17 protein-coding genes are annotated in these 16,079 nt (G+C 65.6%); 9 read left to right on the top strand and 8 right to left on the bottom strand.

Translation table 11 applies throughout. The features are described from left to right. Window positions 1–8: 8 nt before the first annotated feature. Window positions 9–986 (bottom strand): LysR family transcriptional regulator, encoded by a 978-nt coding sequence (locus AB7A72_RS16885; RefSeq protein WP_239810163.1) that lies wholly within the window; start codon window positions 984–986, stop codon window positions 9–11. A gap of 173 nt (window positions 987–1,159) precedes the next feature. Here AB7A72_RS16885 and AB7A72_RS16880 point away from each other — a divergent pair, with 173 nt between their 5' ends. Then, entirely contained in the window at window positions 1,160–1,570 is a 411-nt protein-coding gene (locus AB7A72_RS16880; RefSeq protein ID WP_369460645.1) for a hypothetical protein, read from the top strand. A gap of 382 nt (window positions 1,571–1,952) precedes the next feature. Here AB7A72_RS16880 and AB7A72_RS16875 read toward each other — a convergent pair whose 3' ends face one another. From AB7A72_RS16875 to AB7A72_RS16865, 3 genes are all read right to left on the bottom strand, one after another. Next, window positions 1,953–3,821, bottom strand: coding sequence for a phosphoenolpyruvate carboxykinase (GTP) (locus tag AB7A72_RS16875; protein WP_369460644.1), 1,869 nt, complete (start codon window positions 3,819–3,821; stop codon window positions 1,953–1,955). 398 nt (window positions 3,822–4,219) lie between these two features. Further along, window positions 4,220–4,366, bottom strand: a complete 147-nt coding sequence (locus tag AB7A72_RS16870; protein WP_230773683.1) for a hypothetical protein — start codon at window positions 4,364–4,366, stop codon at window positions 4,220–4,222. A gap of 102 nt (window positions 4,367–4,468) precedes the next feature. After that, complete coding sequence (locus AB7A72_RS16865; RefSeq protein ID WP_369460643.1) at window positions 4,469–5,080, bottom strand: LysE family translocator; 612 nt, start codon at window positions 5,078–5,080, stop codon at window positions 4,469–4,471. A 109-nt stretch (window positions 5,081–5,189) separates the two neighbouring features. Here AB7A72_RS16865 and AB7A72_RS16860 point away from each other — a divergent pair, with 109 nt between their 5' ends. Then, a complete protein-coding gene (locus AB7A72_RS16860; protein WP_369460642.1) occupies window positions 5,190–6,722 on the top strand; it encodes an aminotransferase-like domain-containing protein in 1,533 nt (510 codons plus the stop codon). A gap of 23 nt (window positions 6,723–6,745) precedes the next feature. Here the strand turns inward: AB7A72_RS16860 and AB7A72_RS16855 are convergent, their stop codons facing one another. Continuing rightward, window positions 6,746–7,945 (bottom strand): threonine ammonia-lyase, encoded by a 1,200-nt coding sequence (locus AB7A72_RS16855; protein WP_312414197.1) that lies wholly within the window; start codon window positions 7,943–7,945, stop codon window positions 6,746–6,748. A gap of 91 nt (window positions 7,946–8,036) precedes the next feature. Then, window positions 8,037–8,702, bottom strand: coding sequence for a TenA family protein (locus AB7A72_RS16850; protein ID WP_239810157.1), 666 nt, complete (start codon window positions 8,700–8,702; stop codon window positions 8,037–8,039). Between the two features lie 123 nt (window positions 8,703–8,825). Between AB7A72_RS16850 and AB7A72_RS16845 the strand changes: the two genes are divergently transcribed. The 4 genes from AB7A72_RS16845 to AB7A72_RS16830 all read left to right on the top strand — a co-directional run bounded on the left by AB7A72_RS16845 (window position 8,826) and on the right by AB7A72_RS16830 (window position 12,038). Continuing rightward, window positions 8,826–9,191, top strand: coding sequence for a RidA family protein (locus AB7A72_RS16845; RefSeq protein ID WP_230773740.1), 366 nt, complete (start codon window positions 8,826–8,828; stop codon window positions 9,189–9,191). 221 nt (window positions 9,192–9,412) lie between these two features. Continuing rightward, window positions 9,413–10,720: a C4-dicarboxylate transporter DctA gene (locus tag AB7A72_RS16840; protein ID WP_312461879.1), complete on the top strand. Its 1,308-nt coding sequence runs from the start codon at window positions 9,413–9,415 to the stop codon at window positions 10,718–10,720. A 5-nt stretch (window positions 10,721–10,725) separates the two neighbouring features. After that, window positions 10,726–11,412, top strand: coding sequence for a GntR family transcriptional regulator (locus tag AB7A72_RS16835; protein ID WP_239810155.1), 687 nt, complete (start codon window positions 10,726–10,728; stop codon window positions 11,410–11,412). 14 nt (window positions 11,413–11,426) lie between these two features. Further along, entirely contained in the window at window positions 11,427–12,038 is a 612-nt protein-coding gene (locus AB7A72_RS16830) for a pseudouridine synthase (RefSeq protein ID WP_369460641.1), read from the top strand. Window positions 12,039–12,057: 19 nt separating this feature from the next. Here AB7A72_RS16830 and AB7A72_RS16825 read toward each other — a convergent pair whose 3' ends face one another. Continuing rightward, complete coding sequence (locus AB7A72_RS16825) at window positions 12,058–13,224, bottom strand: hypothetical protein (RefSeq protein WP_369460640.1); 1,167 nt, start codon at window positions 13,222–13,224, stop codon at window positions 12,058–12,060. Window positions 13,225–13,386: 162 nt separating this feature from the next. Here AB7A72_RS16825 and AB7A72_RS16820 point away from each other — a divergent pair, with 162 nt between their 5' ends. The 3 genes from AB7A72_RS16820 (at window position 13,387) to AB7A72_RS16810 (ending at window position 15,034) form a co-directional block, all read left to right on the top strand. Further along, complete coding sequence (locus tag AB7A72_RS16820) at window positions 13,387–14,058, top strand: ankyrin repeat domain-containing protein (protein ID WP_394681037.1); 672 nt, start codon at window positions 13,387–13,389, stop codon at window positions 14,056–14,058. Window positions 14,059–14,362: 304 nt separating this feature from the next. After that, entirely contained in the window at window positions 14,363–14,572 is a 210-nt protein-coding gene (locus tag AB7A72_RS16815; RefSeq protein WP_230774304.1) for a hypothetical protein, read from the top strand. 111 nt (window positions 14,573–14,683) lie between these two features. After that, window positions 14,684–15,034: an RNA recognition motif domain-containing protein gene (locus AB7A72_RS16810; protein ID WP_369460639.1), complete on the top strand. Its 351-nt coding sequence runs from the start codon at window positions 14,684–14,686 to the stop codon at window positions 15,032–15,034. Between the two features lie 109 nt (window positions 15,035–15,143). Here the strand turns inward: AB7A72_RS16810 and AB7A72_RS16805 are convergent, their stop codons facing one another. Beyond that, complete coding sequence (locus AB7A72_RS16805; protein WP_239810151.1) at window positions 15,144–16,079, bottom strand: LysR family transcriptional regulator; 936 nt, start codon at window positions 16,077–16,079, stop codon at window positions 15,144–15,146.

Here is a 16,079-nt window from a genome sequence, read left to right as displayed (position 1 = left end):
GCAGCCCGCTACATCGGTAATTCCAGGTCAGGAAAAGCCGCCCGCGCCGACCGCTCCAGCGCATGCAGCATCCATTCCAGCGCCGAGGGCGGTATGTGCCCGCTGCGGCTGCGCCACAGCGCATCCACATGCACGGCTTCCACGCGCAGCGGCAGCGGCTGGAAGGCCAGCAGATCGGCAATGCCGGTGGCGGGCACAAAGTGGCGCGGCAGCACGGTCAGCAGATCGGTGCGCGCCACGACGCGGGCGGCAGTGAAGTACTGGTTCACCGTCAGCACCACGCGGCGCTTGCGGCCGATCGATGCCAGCGCCTCGTCCAGAAAGCCAAAGGGCTGGCCGGAAAAACTCACCAGCATATGGCGCGCATCGCAGTAGCGCTCCAAAGTCAGCAAGCCCTCACTCAAAGGATGGTCCTTGCGCATCACGCAGAGGTATTCGCCGTCATACAGGCGCCGGCTCTCGAAATCCACCAGGTCCCCCGATTGGGCGCGGGCCGTCATCTCGGCCAGCACGAAGGGGAAATAGCCCACGGCCAGGTCAGCGGTCTCGGCTTCCAGCTCCTCACGCGGATCACGTGTAGTGAGTGGTTGCACATGGACGGAGACGCCTGGCGCCTCGGTCTCCAGAATATGCATGAGGCTGGGCAGCAAGGTGGCGGCCGTGGCATCGGCCATCGCCACGACAAAGGCCTGGGTGGCGTGGGCCGGGTCAAAGCGCTCGGGGGCAAAGCTGGCCTGCAGGCGCGCCAGCGATTCACGCACCACCGGCCACAGCGCATTGGCCAGCGGCGTGGGCTCCACGCCCTGGCCGCTGCGCACCAGCAGTTCGTCATTCAAGGCTTCGCGCAGGCGCCGCATCGCATTGCTGACTGCGGGTTGGGTGATGGACAGCTTGTCGGCGGCCCGGGTCAGGCTGCGCTCATTCATCACCTCGTCGAATACACGCAACAGGTTCAGATCGAGATGCCGAAATTGATGGGGCAGCATTTTCAATCCTTTGCGGTGCTGAGCGGCCTGCAATACATCACTGGCATGAATGATACAGATTCAAAAGATAAATTTGAGATGGTCTAGGGTAAACCCTATACTTCGTGCATCGCTTCCAAGAAGCATTAATACCAAAGACATCCATCATGACCAACAGTTTTGTACACACTGACATGGCTACCGAGCACACGGGCGTTCTGCGTGTGGAACGTGCTGCTGAACATCTCAAGACCACCTTCGGCACCAAGGGCATCGGCGCTTCCTTGATGCTGGCAGCCCTCGTTGCTGCAGTGCTGGTCGTGGCTACCCGCCTGGTGGACTCCGTCGCTGGCGGCAGCCACTGGATCGCTGGCTGGGCCCTGCTGTGGGCCGTCGCCTTTGTCGCCATCGCCCTGCTGGCCGCCCCTGCCCGCAACCTGAGCAGCAGCCTGCGCGCCGCACGCCGCAGCTGGGACGAAGGCCACCGCCGCGCCATGGAAGACGAGAAGACCTGGCAAGTGGCCCTGCAAGACAGCCGCGTGATGGCTGATCTGAACCGCGCCATGAGCGACGCAGCGGTTTCGTTCTACCACAAGAACTACTGATCAACGCCGGGGTTCCTCCAGAGCCCCAGCGCCGGCAGCCACGATCTGCCTTTTCAAGAGCCACGGCATGCCGTGGCTTTTTTGTCGTTGGCGACCGCAGTCCCTCCAAAGCGGATGCGCGGCTTGGCGTGGCAGCACAGCTCTACCCGCGCAAGCCGCAGCACTTGAACAACGGTTGGCAAGCGGTTTACCGCCCAGCAAGCTGCTGGCTGTATGCCACAAACCACAGCTCCAACCTTGCACTGCCACGGAGCCCAGACAGGTCTACCGCAGCTCCGCATCCAAAACAAAACCCCGCATGCCTGAAACATGCGGGGTTTTGCGGTGCGTCGTTGGCTGCGTCACTGGCAGCGGAGCTACCAGCGCGCGGGCGAGCGGCCGGTCAAGCAGCGGTCAGGCGCTTTTCGAGGTCGGCCTTGATGTCCAGCAGCGCTTGGGGCAGGCGCTGGGCCAGGTGGTCGAAATGGGCCTGGTGCGACGCCAGCTCTTCGGTCCAGACGGCGGTGTCGATGTTGGTGACGGTCTTGAACTGCTCGGCATTGAAGTCCAGGCCGGTCCAGTTGATCTCGGCGTACTGTGGGGCCACGCCAAAGGCGGTCTGCGTACCCTGCACCTGGCCTTCGAGGCGGTCCAGCATCCACTTGAGCACGCGCATGTTCTCACCGTAGCCGGGCCAGACGAACTTGCCAGCGGCATCCTTGCGGAACCAGTTGGTGGTGTAGATCTTGGGCAGCTGCGCACCAGCGGCTTCGAGCTTGTCGCCCAGGTTCAGCCAGTGGGCGAAGTAATCGCTCATGTTGTAGCCCATGAAAGGCAGCATCGCGAATGGATCGCGGCGCACCACGCCTTGCGCGCCAAACGCGGCAGCGGTGGTTTCGGAGCCCATGGTCGCGGCCATGTAGACGCCTTCCTTCCAGTTGCGTGCTTCGGTCACCAGCGGCACGGTCGTCGAGCGGCGGCCACCAAAGATGAAGGCATCGATCTGCACGCCCTTGGGGTCGTCCCAGGCTTCGTCGAGGGCCGGGTTGTTGGTGGCAGCCACGGTGAAGCGGGCGTTCGGATGGGCGGCCTTGGCGCCGGTTTCCTTCGCAATCTGCGGGGTCCAGTCCTTGCCTTGCCAGTCGATCAGGTGGTTCGGCAGCTGGCCGCTGTCCTTTTCCATGCCTTCCCACCACACATCGCCGTCATCGGTCAGCGCGACGTTGGTGAAGATCACGTTCTTGTCCAGGCTGGCCATGCAGTTGGGGTTGGTGTGGTAGTTGGTACCCGGGGCCACGCCAAAGTAGCCCGCTTCGGGGTTGATCGCGCGCAGCGAGCCGTCGGCCTGCGGCTTGATCCAGGCGATGTCGTCACCGATGGTGGTGACTTTCCAGCCTTCAAAGCCGGTGGGCGGCACCAGCATCGAGAAATTGGTCTTGCCGCAGGCGCTGGGGAAAGCGGCTGCCACATGGTACTTTTTGCCCTGGGGGTTTTGCACGCCCAGAATCAGCATGTGCTCGGCCAGCCAGCCTTGGTCGCGGCCCATGGTCGAGGCAATGCGCAGCGCAAAGCATTTCTTGCCCAGCAGTGCATTGCCGCCGTAGCCCGAACCGTAGGACCAGATTTCGCGCGTCTCGGGGTAGTGCACGATGTACTTGGTCTTGTTGCAAGGCCAGCTGGTGGTGTCTTTTTCGCCGGCCTGCAGGGGCGCGCCGATGGTGTGCACGCAGGGCACGAAGTCGCCATCGCTGCCGATCACGTCATACACGGCACGGCCCATGCGGGTCATGATCTTCATGTTGACTGCGACATAGGCGCTGTCGGACAGCTCAATGCCGACGTGGGCGATCGGCGAGCCCAGCGGGCCCATCGAGAACGGCACCACATACATCGTGCGACCCTTCATACAACCGTCAAACAGCGGCTGTAGAGTCGAACGCATCTCGGCAGGTTCCATCCAGTTGTTGGTGGGGCCGGCGTCCTCTTTCTTGGCCGAGCAGATGTAGGTGCGGTCTTCGACACGTGCCACGTCCGAGGGATCGGACCAGGCCAGAAAGCTGCCTGGGCGCTTGGCGGGGTTGAGCTTCTTGAAGGTGCCGGCATCGACAAGTTGCTGGCAGAGGCGGTCGTATTCTTCCTGGCTGCCGTCGCACCAGTAGACGGAATCAGGCTTGCACAGTGCGGCCATATCGGCCACCCAGGCAATGAGCTTGGGGTTCTTGACATAGTCGGGCGCCTGAAGGGCCACACCGGCTTGGACGTTTGCGTTCATCGGAAGCTTTCAAAGTTGTAAACGGTTCATCAAAAACCGCTGCGGCCCGCTCCCTGGCCGGCAACCCATTTTTGAAAAACCGTCTCCACTGCGTCGGACAGGGCGCTATGCCTGTGCGCAAAAATGCCTACGCTGGACTCGCGATTTTAGCAGTCGGACCCCAAAACGGTGATTTTCGGTCACCACATCTATGCATTTGATGCATGACAAAATGCATAATTGTATTGATACCGGTTTCTTTGGCCAGCCGCCTGTCGCGCAGGTGGCGCGGCCCTGCAGTGGCCAAGGCGCGCATGCCGCGCGGGGCCGCGCCAGCCATCATCGGCCAGCGGCAGGCGATAAAAAACCCGCCAGCGGCGGGTTCAGCAACAGGCCCTCGGGCGCGGATCGCGCGGCGCTCAGGCCATGTAGACGGCAATGAAGGCCAGCAGGAACATCATCAGCGCGCCCACCACGGGGAGCACGACCGGCATCAGCGGAACAATGGCTTCCACGGTATCCACCGGAGGGTGTTCGGTATCGGCGTCGGTGTGCGGGCTGGACATGGGCTCTCTCCAATGCAAAGGCTGGGGACCATTGTAGCCAGCGGGCCCCAGCGTGCATCCTGGGCAGAAACCCTGAGCCTGGCGGAGTGGCGCGCCCAGCGGTCAGCCCTCCAGCACCGGATACAGCGACAGCACCAGCAGTGCCGCCATGCACCAGTTGAAGCGCTGCAGTGCCCGGGGTGTGCGCAGTGCGCGGCCCACCGCACTGCCAAACAAGGTCCAGACGCTGACGCTGGGGTAGTTCACTACCCCCAGCACCAGCGCGGCGAGCAGCAGGTTGGCGGTATAGCCATCGCGCGGGGTATAGGTCGCCACGATGCCGATGGCCATGACCCAGGCCTTGGGGTTGACCCACTGGAACGCAGCGGCCTGCCAAAAACCAAAGGGCTGCGCACCGGCCTGCCCCGCGCCGGCCTCGCCGGAGCGGGCGATCTTCCAGGCCAGCCACAGCAGGTAAGCGGCACCCAGGTACTTGAGCCAGGTGTAGAGACGCGGCTCACGCTCAAAGGCCACGCCCAGCCCCAGGCCCACCAGCAGCAGCATGGCCACCACCCCCAGGCTGATGCCCAGCATGTGCGGCACCGTGCGGCGGTAGCCGAAAGTGGCGCCCGAGGCCGTCAGCATCACATTGTTGGGGCCCGGGGTGACCGAGCTGACAAAGGCGAACAGGGCCAGGGGCAACACAAAGGCGGAGGTTTGGGGCAGAACGGACATGGCAACGGGTGAACAAGGAAGAAAAGAAAAGCTGCTGCCATGCTACCGCCAGGATGCAGTACAGTACCGGTACACTTTAACTGGCCACTTGCAGAATTGGCCTGCTCTTATGACCCAGACACTTCCGCCGGCCACCGAGACCGCAGCCGTGACCGCGGCCAACACCGCTGCGCCCGGCTCACGTGCCCGCCCGCTGGCAGCGGCCGCCTGGGGCTGGCAACCAGTGCGCACCGGCAGCGCCTCCCTGGTCGAGCAGCTGGTGGCGCATTTCAGCGACCGCATCCGCCACCACGGGCTGCGCACGGGCATGCGCCTGCCATCGGTGCGGGCGCTGGCCGACCAGGCGGGCGTAAGCCGCGACACGGTGGTGCAGGCCTATGACCGGCTGGCCGCGCAGGGCCTGGTGCAATCGCGCCGGGGCGCGGGCTTTTTTGTCTGTGCCCAGCGCGCGCTGGCCGTAGCGGCCGCTGCCCCTGCGGCCAGCCTGGCCCAGGGTGCTGCGTTTGACACCGCCTACCTGCTGCGCGGCATCTTCCGCGAGGATGCCGATGGCTCCGGCCACACCGGCAGTGCCGGCTGCCTGCCCGCCAGCTGGATGGACGAAGGCCTGATCAGCGGCGCGATGCGCGCCATTCTGAAGCAGGGCGTGCGGGCCGAACGCAGTCTGCTGGGCTACGGCCTGCCCCAGGGGCTGGCACCCCTGCGCCGCCAGATCGCATCGACCTTGCAGGCGCAGGAAGTGCCTGCCCACCCCGAGACCCAGCTGATGACGGTGAGCGGCGTCACCCACGGGCTGGACCTGATCGTGCGCTGCTTTCTGCAGCCGGGCGACACCGTGCTGGTCGAGGACCCGGGCTGGTTCCTGATCTTTGGCCGCCTCAACACCATGGGGGTGAATGTGGTGGGCGTGCCGCGCCTGCCTGGCGGCCCCGATGTGCAGGCGCTGCAGGCCCTGGCCGCGCAGCACCAGCCCAAGCTTTTCATCCTGAACACCGCCGTGCACAACCCCACCGGGCTGAGCCTGTCGGCCGGTGTCGCCCATGAGGTGCTGCGCATTGCCGAGCGGCATGATTTCCTGCTGGTCGAGGACGACACCTATTCCGAATACCTGGGCAATATGCCCCTGCGCCTGGCGGCCATGGACCGGCTGCAGCGCGTGCTGCTGGTGGGGGGCTATTCCAAAACACTGTCGGGCGGCTTGCGCGTGGGCTATGTGGCGGCGCGGCCCGAGTTCATCCACCAGCTGACCGATCTGAAGCTGCTGGGCGGCCTCACCTCCGCGCTGCCCAGCGAGCAGATCGTGCACCGCATCCTGGCCGATGGCAGCTACCGCAAGCATGTGGACCGGCTGCGCGAGCGGGTGGACAAGGCGCGCCACCGCTGCCTGCGCCAGCTCGAAGCGCTGGGCTGCCACGCGGTGCATGAGCCGGTGGCCGGCACCTTTGCGTGGGTGGACTGCGGCATGGACTCGGAACTGCTGGCGCGCCAGGCCAGCGAGCATGGCCTGCTGCTGGCGCCCGGGGTGCTGTTCTCACCGCGCCAGGCGCCGTCAAGCCTGCTGCGCATCTCGGTGGCCATGGCCGAGCAGCCGGCCGCCTGGCAGACTTTGGCCCTGCTGCTGGAACGCCACCGGGGCGCTTGAGGAGGACCGCCGCTACCGCACTGTCAGGCCAGATCGACCTGCATGCCTACGGCGCGCAGCTTGTCCACCACCTCGTCGATATGCGCCTTGCTGCGGGTCTGCAGCACGATGTCGATCTCGGTGTTCTGCGCGGCCAGCTTGGTGAAGGCGCGCTGGTGGTGCACCTCTTCGATGTTGGCCCCTGCCTCGGCCACGATGGCGGTGATGCGCGCGAGCATGCCGGGCACATCGCGCGAGCTGATGCGCAGGCGCGCGAGCCGGCCCGAGCGCACCATGCCGCGCTGGATGATGGAGGCCAGCAGCAGCGGATCGATATTGCCGCCCGACAGCACCAGGCCCACCTTCTGGCCCCGGAAGCGCTCGGGGTAGCGCAGCAGCGCCGCCAGACCCACCGAGCCAGCCCCTTCGACCAGGGTCTTTTCAATCTCCAGCAGCATCAGCACGGCCTGCTCGATATCGCTCTCTTCGACCAGCACCAGGTCATCGACGGTGCGGGCCACGATCTCGCGGGTGATCATGCCGGCCGTGGCCACGGCAATGCCTTCGGCCATCGTCGATACGCCCACCGGCAAATCCAGGTGCTGCACCGCATTGACCATGCTGGGAAAGCGCGAGGTCTGCACGCCCACCACCTGGATGCCGGGCTTGACGGCCTTGGCCGCGGTGGCGATGCCGGCAATCAGGCCGCCACCGCCCACGGCGATGAGCAAGGTGTCCAGATCGGGCTGGTCTTCGAGCATCTCCAGCGCCAAGGTGCCCTGGCCCGCTGCAATGTCGGCATCGTCAAACGGATGCACAAATACCAGCTTCTGGTCCTCGGCCATCGCATAGGCATGGGCGCGGGCCTCTTCCAGGGTGTCGCCATGCAGCACCACCTCAGCACCAAAGCTGCGCGTGCGCTCCACCTTGACACCCGGCGTGAAGCGCGGCATCACGATCACCGCCCGCACACCCAGCTGCTGCGCATGGTAGGCCACGCCCTGGGCATGGTTGCCCGCGCTCATCGCGATGACGCCCCGTGCACGCTGCTCGGCGTCCAGCTGCATCAGCTTGTTGCAGGCACCGCGCTCCTTGAACGCCGCCGTGAACTGCAGGTTCTCGAACTTGAGATAGACCTTGGCGCCCACGATCTGGGACAGCGTGTGGGAGTAGAGGCAGGGCGTGCGCTCGACCTTGCCTTGGATGCGCTGCGCGGCATTGCGGATGTCTTGGATGCTGAGCATGGGATGACTCGCTGAAGGGATGGGGTGCCGCCCGGCCAGGGGCTGGCTGTTGTCATGGAATGTCTCGTCGTCTCGATGGCTGGCGCGGCGTTCAGTCGGCGCTGGGCGGCTGGTAGACATGGTCAAAAAACGCCTGCTCCAGCGCCACTGCGCGGCTGAAATAATCGGCCGCCTCGGCGCGTGCATCGGGGTCGATGCTTTCGCCCATGCGGTCGAGCTCAGCACGCAGCCAGCCCACAAAATCGCGGAAGAAGTCGTTGGCATGCAGGCTGATCCATTCGGCATGCACAAAACGCGGCGGCAGGGTCTGGCCGGGCTGGTCAAAGCCGTCCAGGTACAGGCCTTCGGCCACGCAGAGCACGGCCAGGCAGTTGGCGTATTTCTGGCTGCGCGCGGCCTGGCCCATCAGCGCCTGGAACTGCACGGTCGGCAGCGTCAGCGGCGGCGTCTCGCGTTCCTGCGCGGGCACCTGCAGCTCGTCCAAGCTACGCTGGAAATAGGTGTTCTCGTCGCTGGTGATCATCGCCGCAAACTGCGCCAGCCGCACGCGCGGCGCAAAGCTGTCGGCACTGGCGATGGCCGCGCCCAGCAGCGCCACGAACTGGTTGATGAACTGGTAGTCCTGCACCAGATAGCGGCGCAGCACCGCATCGTCCAGGCTGCCGGCCCGCATCTCGTCAATGAAGCGGTGGTGGATGCAGGCATCCCAAACGGGCTGGTTCAGCGCTTGGAGCGATTCAGAAAAGCGGTCGGTCATGGTGGGCGGCGGAGGCAGCAACGGCAAAGAGGGCCATTGTGCCGCAACAGCCTTGTGCCTGCGCACCGGCCTGGCGATGCGCTATGATTTTTGCGTATCCCCCTCCGTTACCGAAAGACGAGCATGACCTCTGCCATCGACCGCCGCCACGTCGGCGCACGCCTGTCCGAAACCGCCATCCACAACGGCACCGTCTACCTGGCGGGCCAGATCCCCGAGAACAACCCCGGTGCCGATATCGTCACCCAAACGCAAGAAGTGCTGGGCCATATCGACCGCCTGCTGGGCGAGGCCGGATCGAGCAAGGCCAGCATCCTGCAGTGCCAGATCTACCTGACCGACATCACCGAGATCGGCCAGATGAACAGCGTCTGGGACGCCTGGGTCGCCCCGGGCCACACGCCGCCCCGTGCCACCGTACAGGCCACCTTGGGCAACCCCGATTACAAGATCGAAGTGGTGGTGGTCGCCGCCGTCGAAAAGGCCTGATCGCCGCGCACGGCCCTGAGCGGGCCGTTGCAGAATGCTGCATTCCTTGCATACAAAGCCTGTCTTGCATCTTGCATGGCAGGCTTTTTGCTTCTGTCTCCGAGGCCGCACAAGTCGGTGAACACTCACGGGTAATCCCTGTTCACCAAATGCTTTGTGCTTGGGTACATTTTTGCATACAAGAAATTTATAACTTGTATACAAACTCAAAAGGAATGCGTATGCGTCGCTTTGTCAGATCGCTGTTCGGGCAGGTGGTGGTGGCTCTCATCATCGGGGTCATCGTCGGCCTGATGGCGCCGGAATGGGCCGTCAAACTCAAGCCTTTGGGCGATGGTTTCATCAAGCTCATCAAGATGATCATCCCGGTGCTGGTGTTCTGCGTGGTGGTGCATGGCATTGCCGGGGCGGGCGACCTCAAGCGCGTCGGCAGGGTCGGCGTCAAGGCGCTGATCTATTTCGAGGTGCTCACCACCATTGCACTGGTTCTGGGCCTGGTGCTGGCCTTTGTGTTCCAACCTGGTGCAGGCATGAACGTGGACCCGAGCAAGCTTGATGCCTCGGCGATGAGCGCTTACGCCAGCAATGCCGACAAGCTGACCAGCGGCGGCACGGTCGATTTCCTGATGAAGCTGATCCCCACCACCGTGGTGCAGGCCTTTGCCACCGGCGATGTGCTGCAGGTGCTGCTGTTTGCCGTGCTGTTTGGCTGCGGCCTGACGATGCTGGGCGAGCGCGGCGCGCCGGTCAGCCTGTTGATCGACACAATGTCGCATGTGCTGTTCAAGGTGATGGGCATCATCATCAAGCTGGCGCCGCTGGGCGTGCTGGGTGCGATTGCGTTTACCGTCGGCCAGTACGGCGTGGGCTCGCTCAAGCAGCTGGGCATGCTGGTGCTGCTGTTCTATGTCGCGGTCGCCTTCTTCGTGTTTGTCGTGCTGGGTTTTGCGATGCGCGTCTCGGGCTTCAGCCTGATCAAGCTGCTGCGCTACCTGCGCGAAGAGCTGATGGTCGTCTTCGCCACCACCTCGTCCGACAGCGTTCTGCCCCAGATCATGGCCAAACTGCGCCACCTGGGCATCCGCGACTCCACCGTCGGCCTGGTGATTCCCACCGGCTACTCGTTCAACCTCGACGCGTTCTCGATCTACATCACGTTGGCAGCGGTCTTCATTGCGCAGGCCACCAACACGCCGATCTCGATGACCGATCTGCTGACCATCCTGGCCATTGCGCTGGTGACCTCCAAGGGTGCGCATGGCGTGCCGGGCTCGGCCATTGTGGTGCTGGCCGCCACCTTGCATGCGATCCCCGCGATCCCGGCCATCGGCCTGGTGCTGGTGCTGTCGGTGGACTGGTTCATGGGTATTGCCCGCGCGCTGGGCAACCTGATCGGCAACTGCGTGGCGACCGTGGCGATTGCGTCGTGGGAAGGCGATATCGACCGCGAGCGGGCCCATAAGGTGCTCAATGGCGAGAAGCTGCCGCAAGACACGGCACAATCGGAGCTGTCCACACCCCACGCCTGAGCCTCATGACTGCTGTCAGCCCCACCACTATCGCGGAACGCGTTGTCGAAGCCATCCTCGCACAGAAGCTGTCGCCAGGAGAGCGCTTGGGAGAGCAGGCACTGGCGGACAACTTCTCGGTCAGCCGCACCCTGGTGCGTGAGGCGCTGATGCAGTTGCAGGCGCGCGGCTTTGTGCAGGTGCAGCCGCGCCGGGGCTGGTATGTGGTGCAGCCCAGTGCCGAGGAGGCGCGCGACGCCTTTGCCGCCCGCCGCATCATCGAGGCCGGCATCCTGGAGACGGCAGGCCGCCCGATGCAGCAGGTGATCCGCCAGCTGCGCCTGCATATCGACGAGGAGCAGCGCGCGATCCAGGGCGCCGATGCCGCGACGCGCGCCTTCCTGCTGGCCGATTTCCATGTCTGCCTGGCCGAGAACATGGGCCACCGTCTGCTGGCCGATACCCTGCGCGACCTGACCGCCCGCACCACCTTGGCAGCAACGCTCTACCAGTCCGACCACAGCGCCGAGCAGTCCTGCGCCGACCACGCGAGCATTGTCCAAGCGCTGGAGCGCGGCGACGCCGAGCAGGCCCGCGCGCTGATGCTGGCCCACATCGGCAATGTGGAAGAAGCGCTGGAGACCACGCCGCCGCCGCCGGAGACCGCACCCGGCGAGCGCCTGCGGGCCACCCTGAGCCCCGTGCAGCGCTGATGCCCGGGCCACGCATGCGCCCGCGCAAGAGCGGCGGGCCCGTCCAATTCCTCAAACCTTCCAAGCCCGCCAGTCCGGCCGGTCCGCCACGGCTGTTGGGTTTTCACAAGCCCTATGGCGTCGTGAGCCAGTTCACGCCCGAGGGGCGCTGGCAAGGCCTCAAGGACTTTATCGATGTGCCTGGCGTCTATGTGGCGGGCCGGCTCGATGGCGACAGCGAAGGCCTGCTGCTGCTGACCAACGACGGCCAGCTGCAGGCCCGCATTGCCAACCCGCGCCACAAGATGGCCAAGACCTACTGGGTGCAGGTGGAAGGCATCCCCGACGCCGCCGCCTTGCAGCAGCTGCGCGATGGCGTGGACCTGAAGGACGGCAGGACCCTGCCCGCCCAGGTGCGCATGCTCGATCCGCAGCCTGCGATGTGGCCCCGCCACCCGCCGATCCGCGTGCGCCAGAGCGTGCCCGATTGCTGGATCGAGCTCATCATCCGCGAAGGCCGCAACCGCCAGGTGCGGCGCATGACGGCCGCCGTCGGCCACCCCACCCTGCGCCTGGTGCGCATGGCGATCGGCCCCTATACGCTCGATGGCCTGGAGCCCGGGCAGTGGACGGATCTGGCGCTGTAAAAAGCCGCCGCGCCACGCCTCAATGCGCCAGCATCGGCAGGTCGTTCAAAGCCTCGTCCCCCGTGGGCAAGGCCACGGCCTGCCAGCCGCCGCGCCGGGGCCAGGGCCGGTAGTGCGCCAGCGGCAATAGCTCCACCTGCAGGATCTGCCCCTGCAGCTGCGCGCCCAGCGCTTGCAAGGCCTGGCTGCGCTGCTGCGCGCAGGCCTGCATCTGTGCCCCCTGCGCGCGCCGCGCTGCCGCGCTGAGGGCCGCCATCGCACTGGGGGCCGGCAGGCATTGCGCCGCGGCCAACCAGCGCAGCGCGGCGTGGTCGCCCACGCCCAGCTGCTGCAGCTGCTGCGCATAGCGCTGCAGCCCCTCCGCATCCAGGCGGCCTGCCAATTGGATATCGAGCACATCGCCCTGCAGCCGGTAGCGCGCCGGCAGGGCGGCCGTCCAGTGGCTGCTGCCGTGGCGGCTGCGCATGCTGGCACGGATGCGGCGGCTGCCCTGCACCAGCAAAGGCTGCACCAGCTCCAGCAAGGCGGCATCGCGCAGGCGCGCCTGCTCGGGGTGGCTGGCGGGCGCCAGCTGGATACGGAGCGGCTGGCTGTCATAACCGCGCCATTGCAGGCCCCATGCCTGCAGACCGGCCCGGTCTGGCGCCAGCAGGCCCATGGCCAACATGGCCGGCACAAAGGCGATCGCCGCCCAAACCCACCATTCGGGCGACATGCGGCGCGCATTCCAGGCCTGGCCCTGGCGCAGCAGCGACCAGCCGGTGCTGAGCTGCCCCAGCAGCCACACGGCCACCAGCACCACAATGGCACCAGCCAGGCCCGTGCCCATCTGCACCATCTCGGCCGGGTGCAGGCTGTCGGGCAGCAGGAACAACACCATCCAGCCGCAGGCCGTGGCCACCAGGGCTGCCAGCATCGCGTAAAACGGTAGCCACACCGGCGTGCGCAAGCGCCCGTCCTCCATCCGCAACGCCGGATCGCGCAGCGCGCGCCGCCCTTCCAGCATCCAGCCGATACGGCCCACCTGTGACAGCAGCACAAACACCAGCCCGCCTGCGGCCACCGCGATCAGCAGCGGCAGCCACAGCCAGAACAGCAGCACCCCGAGCGCCACCATCACCATCCCGCCCAGCACCAGCAGCGCCACATGGCCGCGCTGCTGCCTGCGCGCATGGCTCCCACCCATTCGTCTCTGCACTCCGTTGCCTCTCATCTCCGCTTGCCTTCAATTCTTGTGCAAGAATGGCCTTTCACACCCGTAAATCCTTCAAGACCAGCTATGGTTTTGGGAGTATATGAACTGGAGGGGATGGACTCGGCTGCCATACCCCCGCTGTAAGGAGACCCGATGCGCCCCTTGCTCAGCCTCTGCCTTGGCCTGGCCTTTCAACTGACGCAGCCCGCTGCCCACGCACAGAACATGACCACGCTCGCCCTGCACCAGGCAGCGGCTGCCAACAACAGCAGCCGCATCCAGCAACTGCTGCAAAACGGAGGCGCCAGCGCCATCGACGCGCGCGATGCCCAGGGCCGCACGCCCTTGCTGGTAGCGACCCAGAGCAACCAGGTGGCGGCGGCCAAGGCCTTGATTGACGCCGGTGCCGATGTGAACGCCAAGGACAACATCGAAGACAGCCCCTACCTCTATGCCGGCGCGCGTGGCCACCAGGAGATCTTGCAGATGACCCTGGCCCATGGCGCCGACCTGCGCAGCACCAACCGCTATGGCGGCACCGCACTGATTCCGGCGGCCGAGCGCGGCCACGTAGATACGGTGCGCACCCTCATTCAGGCCGGCGTCGATGTGAACCATGTCAACCGCCTGGGCTGGACGGCGCTGATGGAGGCCATCATCCTGAGCGACGGCGGGCCGCGCCACCAGCAGATCCTGCAACTGCTGATTGATGCCAAGGCCGATGTGAACCTGGCCGACAAGGACGGCGTGACGCCACTGGCCCATGCGCGCCAGCGCGGCTACAGCGCGATGGTGGAGATGCTGACGGCCGCTGGCGCACGCTGATGCAGCCCAGGCCTGCCCAGTCCGGCGCGGCGTTGGCGGGACGGTAGCCATGTCTGCGTTATGTAATAAAACAATAAAAACTGGCTTTTTTATAACCGATGCTATATAGTGGATCGCTTGCAGAGGCAGTGCCCATGGGCAAGCCTCTTTCTTGCGCAGCGGCCCCGCACTGCGCAAGCCGCATTCCTGGCGACCTTCGCCTGGTTGGTCTGTAGAGCAGCAGGCAACCGTTTACCTCCCCGCTCACACAGGCGGCCACAGCCTGTGCCCCTGATTGATCCCCATTTCCAAGACTTTTATTGCCATCGGGAAGTACGTCGTTTCCCCCTCGACCCACCCGGCCCCCAACGGACGCTTCGGCGCGTCCTTCTCCGTTCAGCGATCCGGAGGCAACGGCAGCTATTGCCGCGTGTTCCGCTTCGACAAGACATTCGCCACTGCAGAAGCAGCACGCATCTTTGCCGTGACCCAGGGCTGGCTCCAATCGTCGATGCCCAAGCCTCCCGTCTGTTGATGGCCCGGTAGCAACCACTCCATTTCGCCCCTTTGCGTTGCAACGCCGATCCCGGCGCTTGCATTCCACCCCTGCGCTGCGTGGCGCAACCTCTTTGAGAAAGGCTCTGACATGAGCAACAAAATCTATGTGGGCAACCTGCCCTACTCGGTGACCGATTCCAACCTCCACGACAACTTCTCCGAATTCGGCACCGTGAACTCGGCCAAGGTCATGATGGACCGCGAGACCGGCCGCTCCAAGGGCTTTGGCTTTGTCGAAATGGACTCTGCCGAAGTGGCACAAGCAGCGATCGACGCCCTCAATGGCATGTCGGTGGACGGGCGCCAGATCGTCGTCAACCTGGCCCGCCCGCGTGAAGCATCCCGCACTGCTGGTGGCTATGGTGATGCCGGCTACCGTTCGAGCGGCCGTTCCGACGTGGGTTACGGCAATGGCGGCTACGGCGGTGGCCGCTACTGAGCGCATCACATCCTGAAGACCCGGCTGCCCTGGCCGCTGCACTTCGGGTGGGATCCGCCCGCTCCCCAGCAAGAGCCTCTCAACGCCCTATCGCGTGAGAGGCTTTTTGTCATGGCGGGTTGGAAGCGCCGGCCGTGCCCGGCGCAATCGCCCCGGCCTGCACCAGCAGCTGCGCCATCCAGTCGATGAACACCCGCACCCGGCGTGACAGGTGCGCGCGGTGCAGGTAGAGCACATGCACCGGCAAAGCGGGCGGCGGGTAGGCCTGCAGCACCTCGACCAATTCTCCCGATTGCAGATGGCCCTGCACGTCATAGCGCGGTATCTGGATCAGCCCCAGACCGGCCAGAGCGCAGGCAATATAGCTCTCCACATGGTTGGCCCCCACGGTGCCCGGCAGCGCCATGCTGTGCCCGGCGCCGCCCTCCACCCATTCCCAGGCGGCAGCGCGCCCCGTGGTGGGCGAGTTGTAGCGCACGCTCAGGTGGCCTGCCAGCTCCGCCGGGCTTTGCGGCATGCCATGCCGGGCCAGGTAGGCGGGACTGGCGCAGTTGATCAGCGCCATGCTGCCCAGCGCCTTGGCCACCAGCGAACTGTCCGCCAGCGGGCCCACGCGCAACGCGCAGTCGATGTGCTCCTGCACCAGGTCCACCGCCCGGTCGCTGGAGCCCAGGTCCACCTCCAGCCCCGGGTGCTGCGCCAGCAGAGCGGGCAACGCGGGGGCCACGATCAAGCGTGCCACGCGGCTGGGCACATCGATGCGCAAGCGCCCCGCCACCGCATGCGACTGCGGGCGGAAGCGCTGCTCCAGATCCTGCATGTCGTTGACCAGGCTGCTGGCCCGGTCGACCAGCGCCTGGCCGTCCAAGGTCAGCGCCACCTTGCGCGTGGTGCGGTGGAGCAGGCGCGTGCCCAGCCGGGCTTCCAGCTGCTGCACCGCCAGTGACACGGTGGGCCGGGGCAGCGCCAGCTGGTCGGCCGCCTGGGAGAAGCTGCCGGTGGCCGCCACGCGCAAGAAGATGCGCAACAGGTCAATGCGGTCCAT

The organism is Comamonas sediminis (assembly GCF_041107495.1).
GTDB lineage: Bacteria > Pseudomonadota > Gammaproteobacteria > Burkholderiales > Burkholderiaceae_C > Comamonas > Comamonas sediminis.
The sequence above is the reverse complement of the archived record's forward strand: the minus strand, read 5'-3'. Positions and strand labels throughout refer to the sequence as shown.

Excerpts from the sequence above, each read along its gene's own strand:
- AB7A72_RS16885 (WP_239810163.1), bottom strand. The coding sequence starts at position 986 with ATGCTGCCCCATCAATTTCGGCATCTCGATCTGAACCTGTTGCGTGTA.
- AB7A72_RS16880 (WP_369460645.1), top strand. The coding sequence starts at position 1,160 with ATGGCTACCGAGCACACGGGCGTTCTGCGTGTGGAACGTGCTGCTGAA.
- AB7A72_RS16875 (WP_369460644.1), bottom strand. The coding sequence starts at position 3,821 with ATGAACGCAAACGTCCAAGCCGGTGTGGCCCTTCAGGCGCCCGACTAT.
- AB7A72_RS16870 (WP_230773683.1), bottom strand. The coding sequence starts at position 4,366 with ATGTCCAGCCCGCACACCGACGCCGATACCGAACACCCTCCGGTGGAT.
- AB7A72_RS16865 (WP_369460643.1), bottom strand. The coding sequence starts at position 5,080 with ATGTCCGTTCTGCCCCAAACCTCCGCCTTTGTGTTGCCCCTGGCCCTG.
- AB7A72_RS16860 (WP_369460642.1), top strand. The coding sequence starts at position 5,190 with ATGACCCAGACACTTCCGCCGGCCACCGAGACCGCAGCCGTGACCGCG.
- AB7A72_RS16855 (WP_312414197.1), bottom strand. The coding sequence starts at position 7,945 with ATGCTCAGCATCCAAGACATCCGCAATGCCGCGCAGCGCATCCAAGGC.
- AB7A72_RS16850 (WP_239810157.1), bottom strand. The coding sequence starts at position 8,702 with ATGACCGACCGCTTTTCTGAATCGCTCCAAGCGCTGAACCAGCCCGTT.
- AB7A72_RS16845 (WP_230773740.1), top strand. The coding sequence starts at position 8,826 with ATGACCTCTGCCATCGACCGCCGCCACGTCGGCGCACGCCTGTCCGAA.
- AB7A72_RS16840 (WP_312461879.1), top strand. The coding sequence starts at position 9,413 with ATGCGTCGCTTTGTCAGATCGCTGTTCGGGCAGGTGGTGGTGGCTCTC.
- AB7A72_RS16835 (WP_239810155.1), top strand. The coding sequence starts at position 10,726 with ATGACTGCTGTCAGCCCCACCACTATCGCGGAACGCGTTGTCGAAGCC.
- AB7A72_RS16830 (WP_369460641.1), top strand. The coding sequence starts at position 11,427 with ATGCGCCCGCGCAAGAGCGGCGGGCCCGTCCAATTCCTCAAACCTTCC.
- AB7A72_RS16825 (WP_369460640.1), bottom strand. The coding sequence starts at position 13,224 with ATGGGTGGGAGCCATGCGCGCAGGCAGCAGCGCGGCCATGTGGCGCTG.
- AB7A72_RS16820 (WP_394681037.1), top strand. The coding sequence starts at position 13,387 with ATGCGCCCCTTGCTCAGCCTCTGCCTTGGCCTGGCCTTTCAACTGACG.
- AB7A72_RS16810 (WP_369460639.1), top strand. The coding sequence starts at position 14,684 with ATGAGCAACAAAATCTATGTGGGCAACCTGCCCTACTCGGTGACCGAT.
- AB7A72_RS16805 (WP_239810151.1), bottom strand. The coding sequence starts at position 16,079 with ATGGACCGCATTGACCTGTTGCGCATCTTCTTGCGCGTGGCGGCCACC.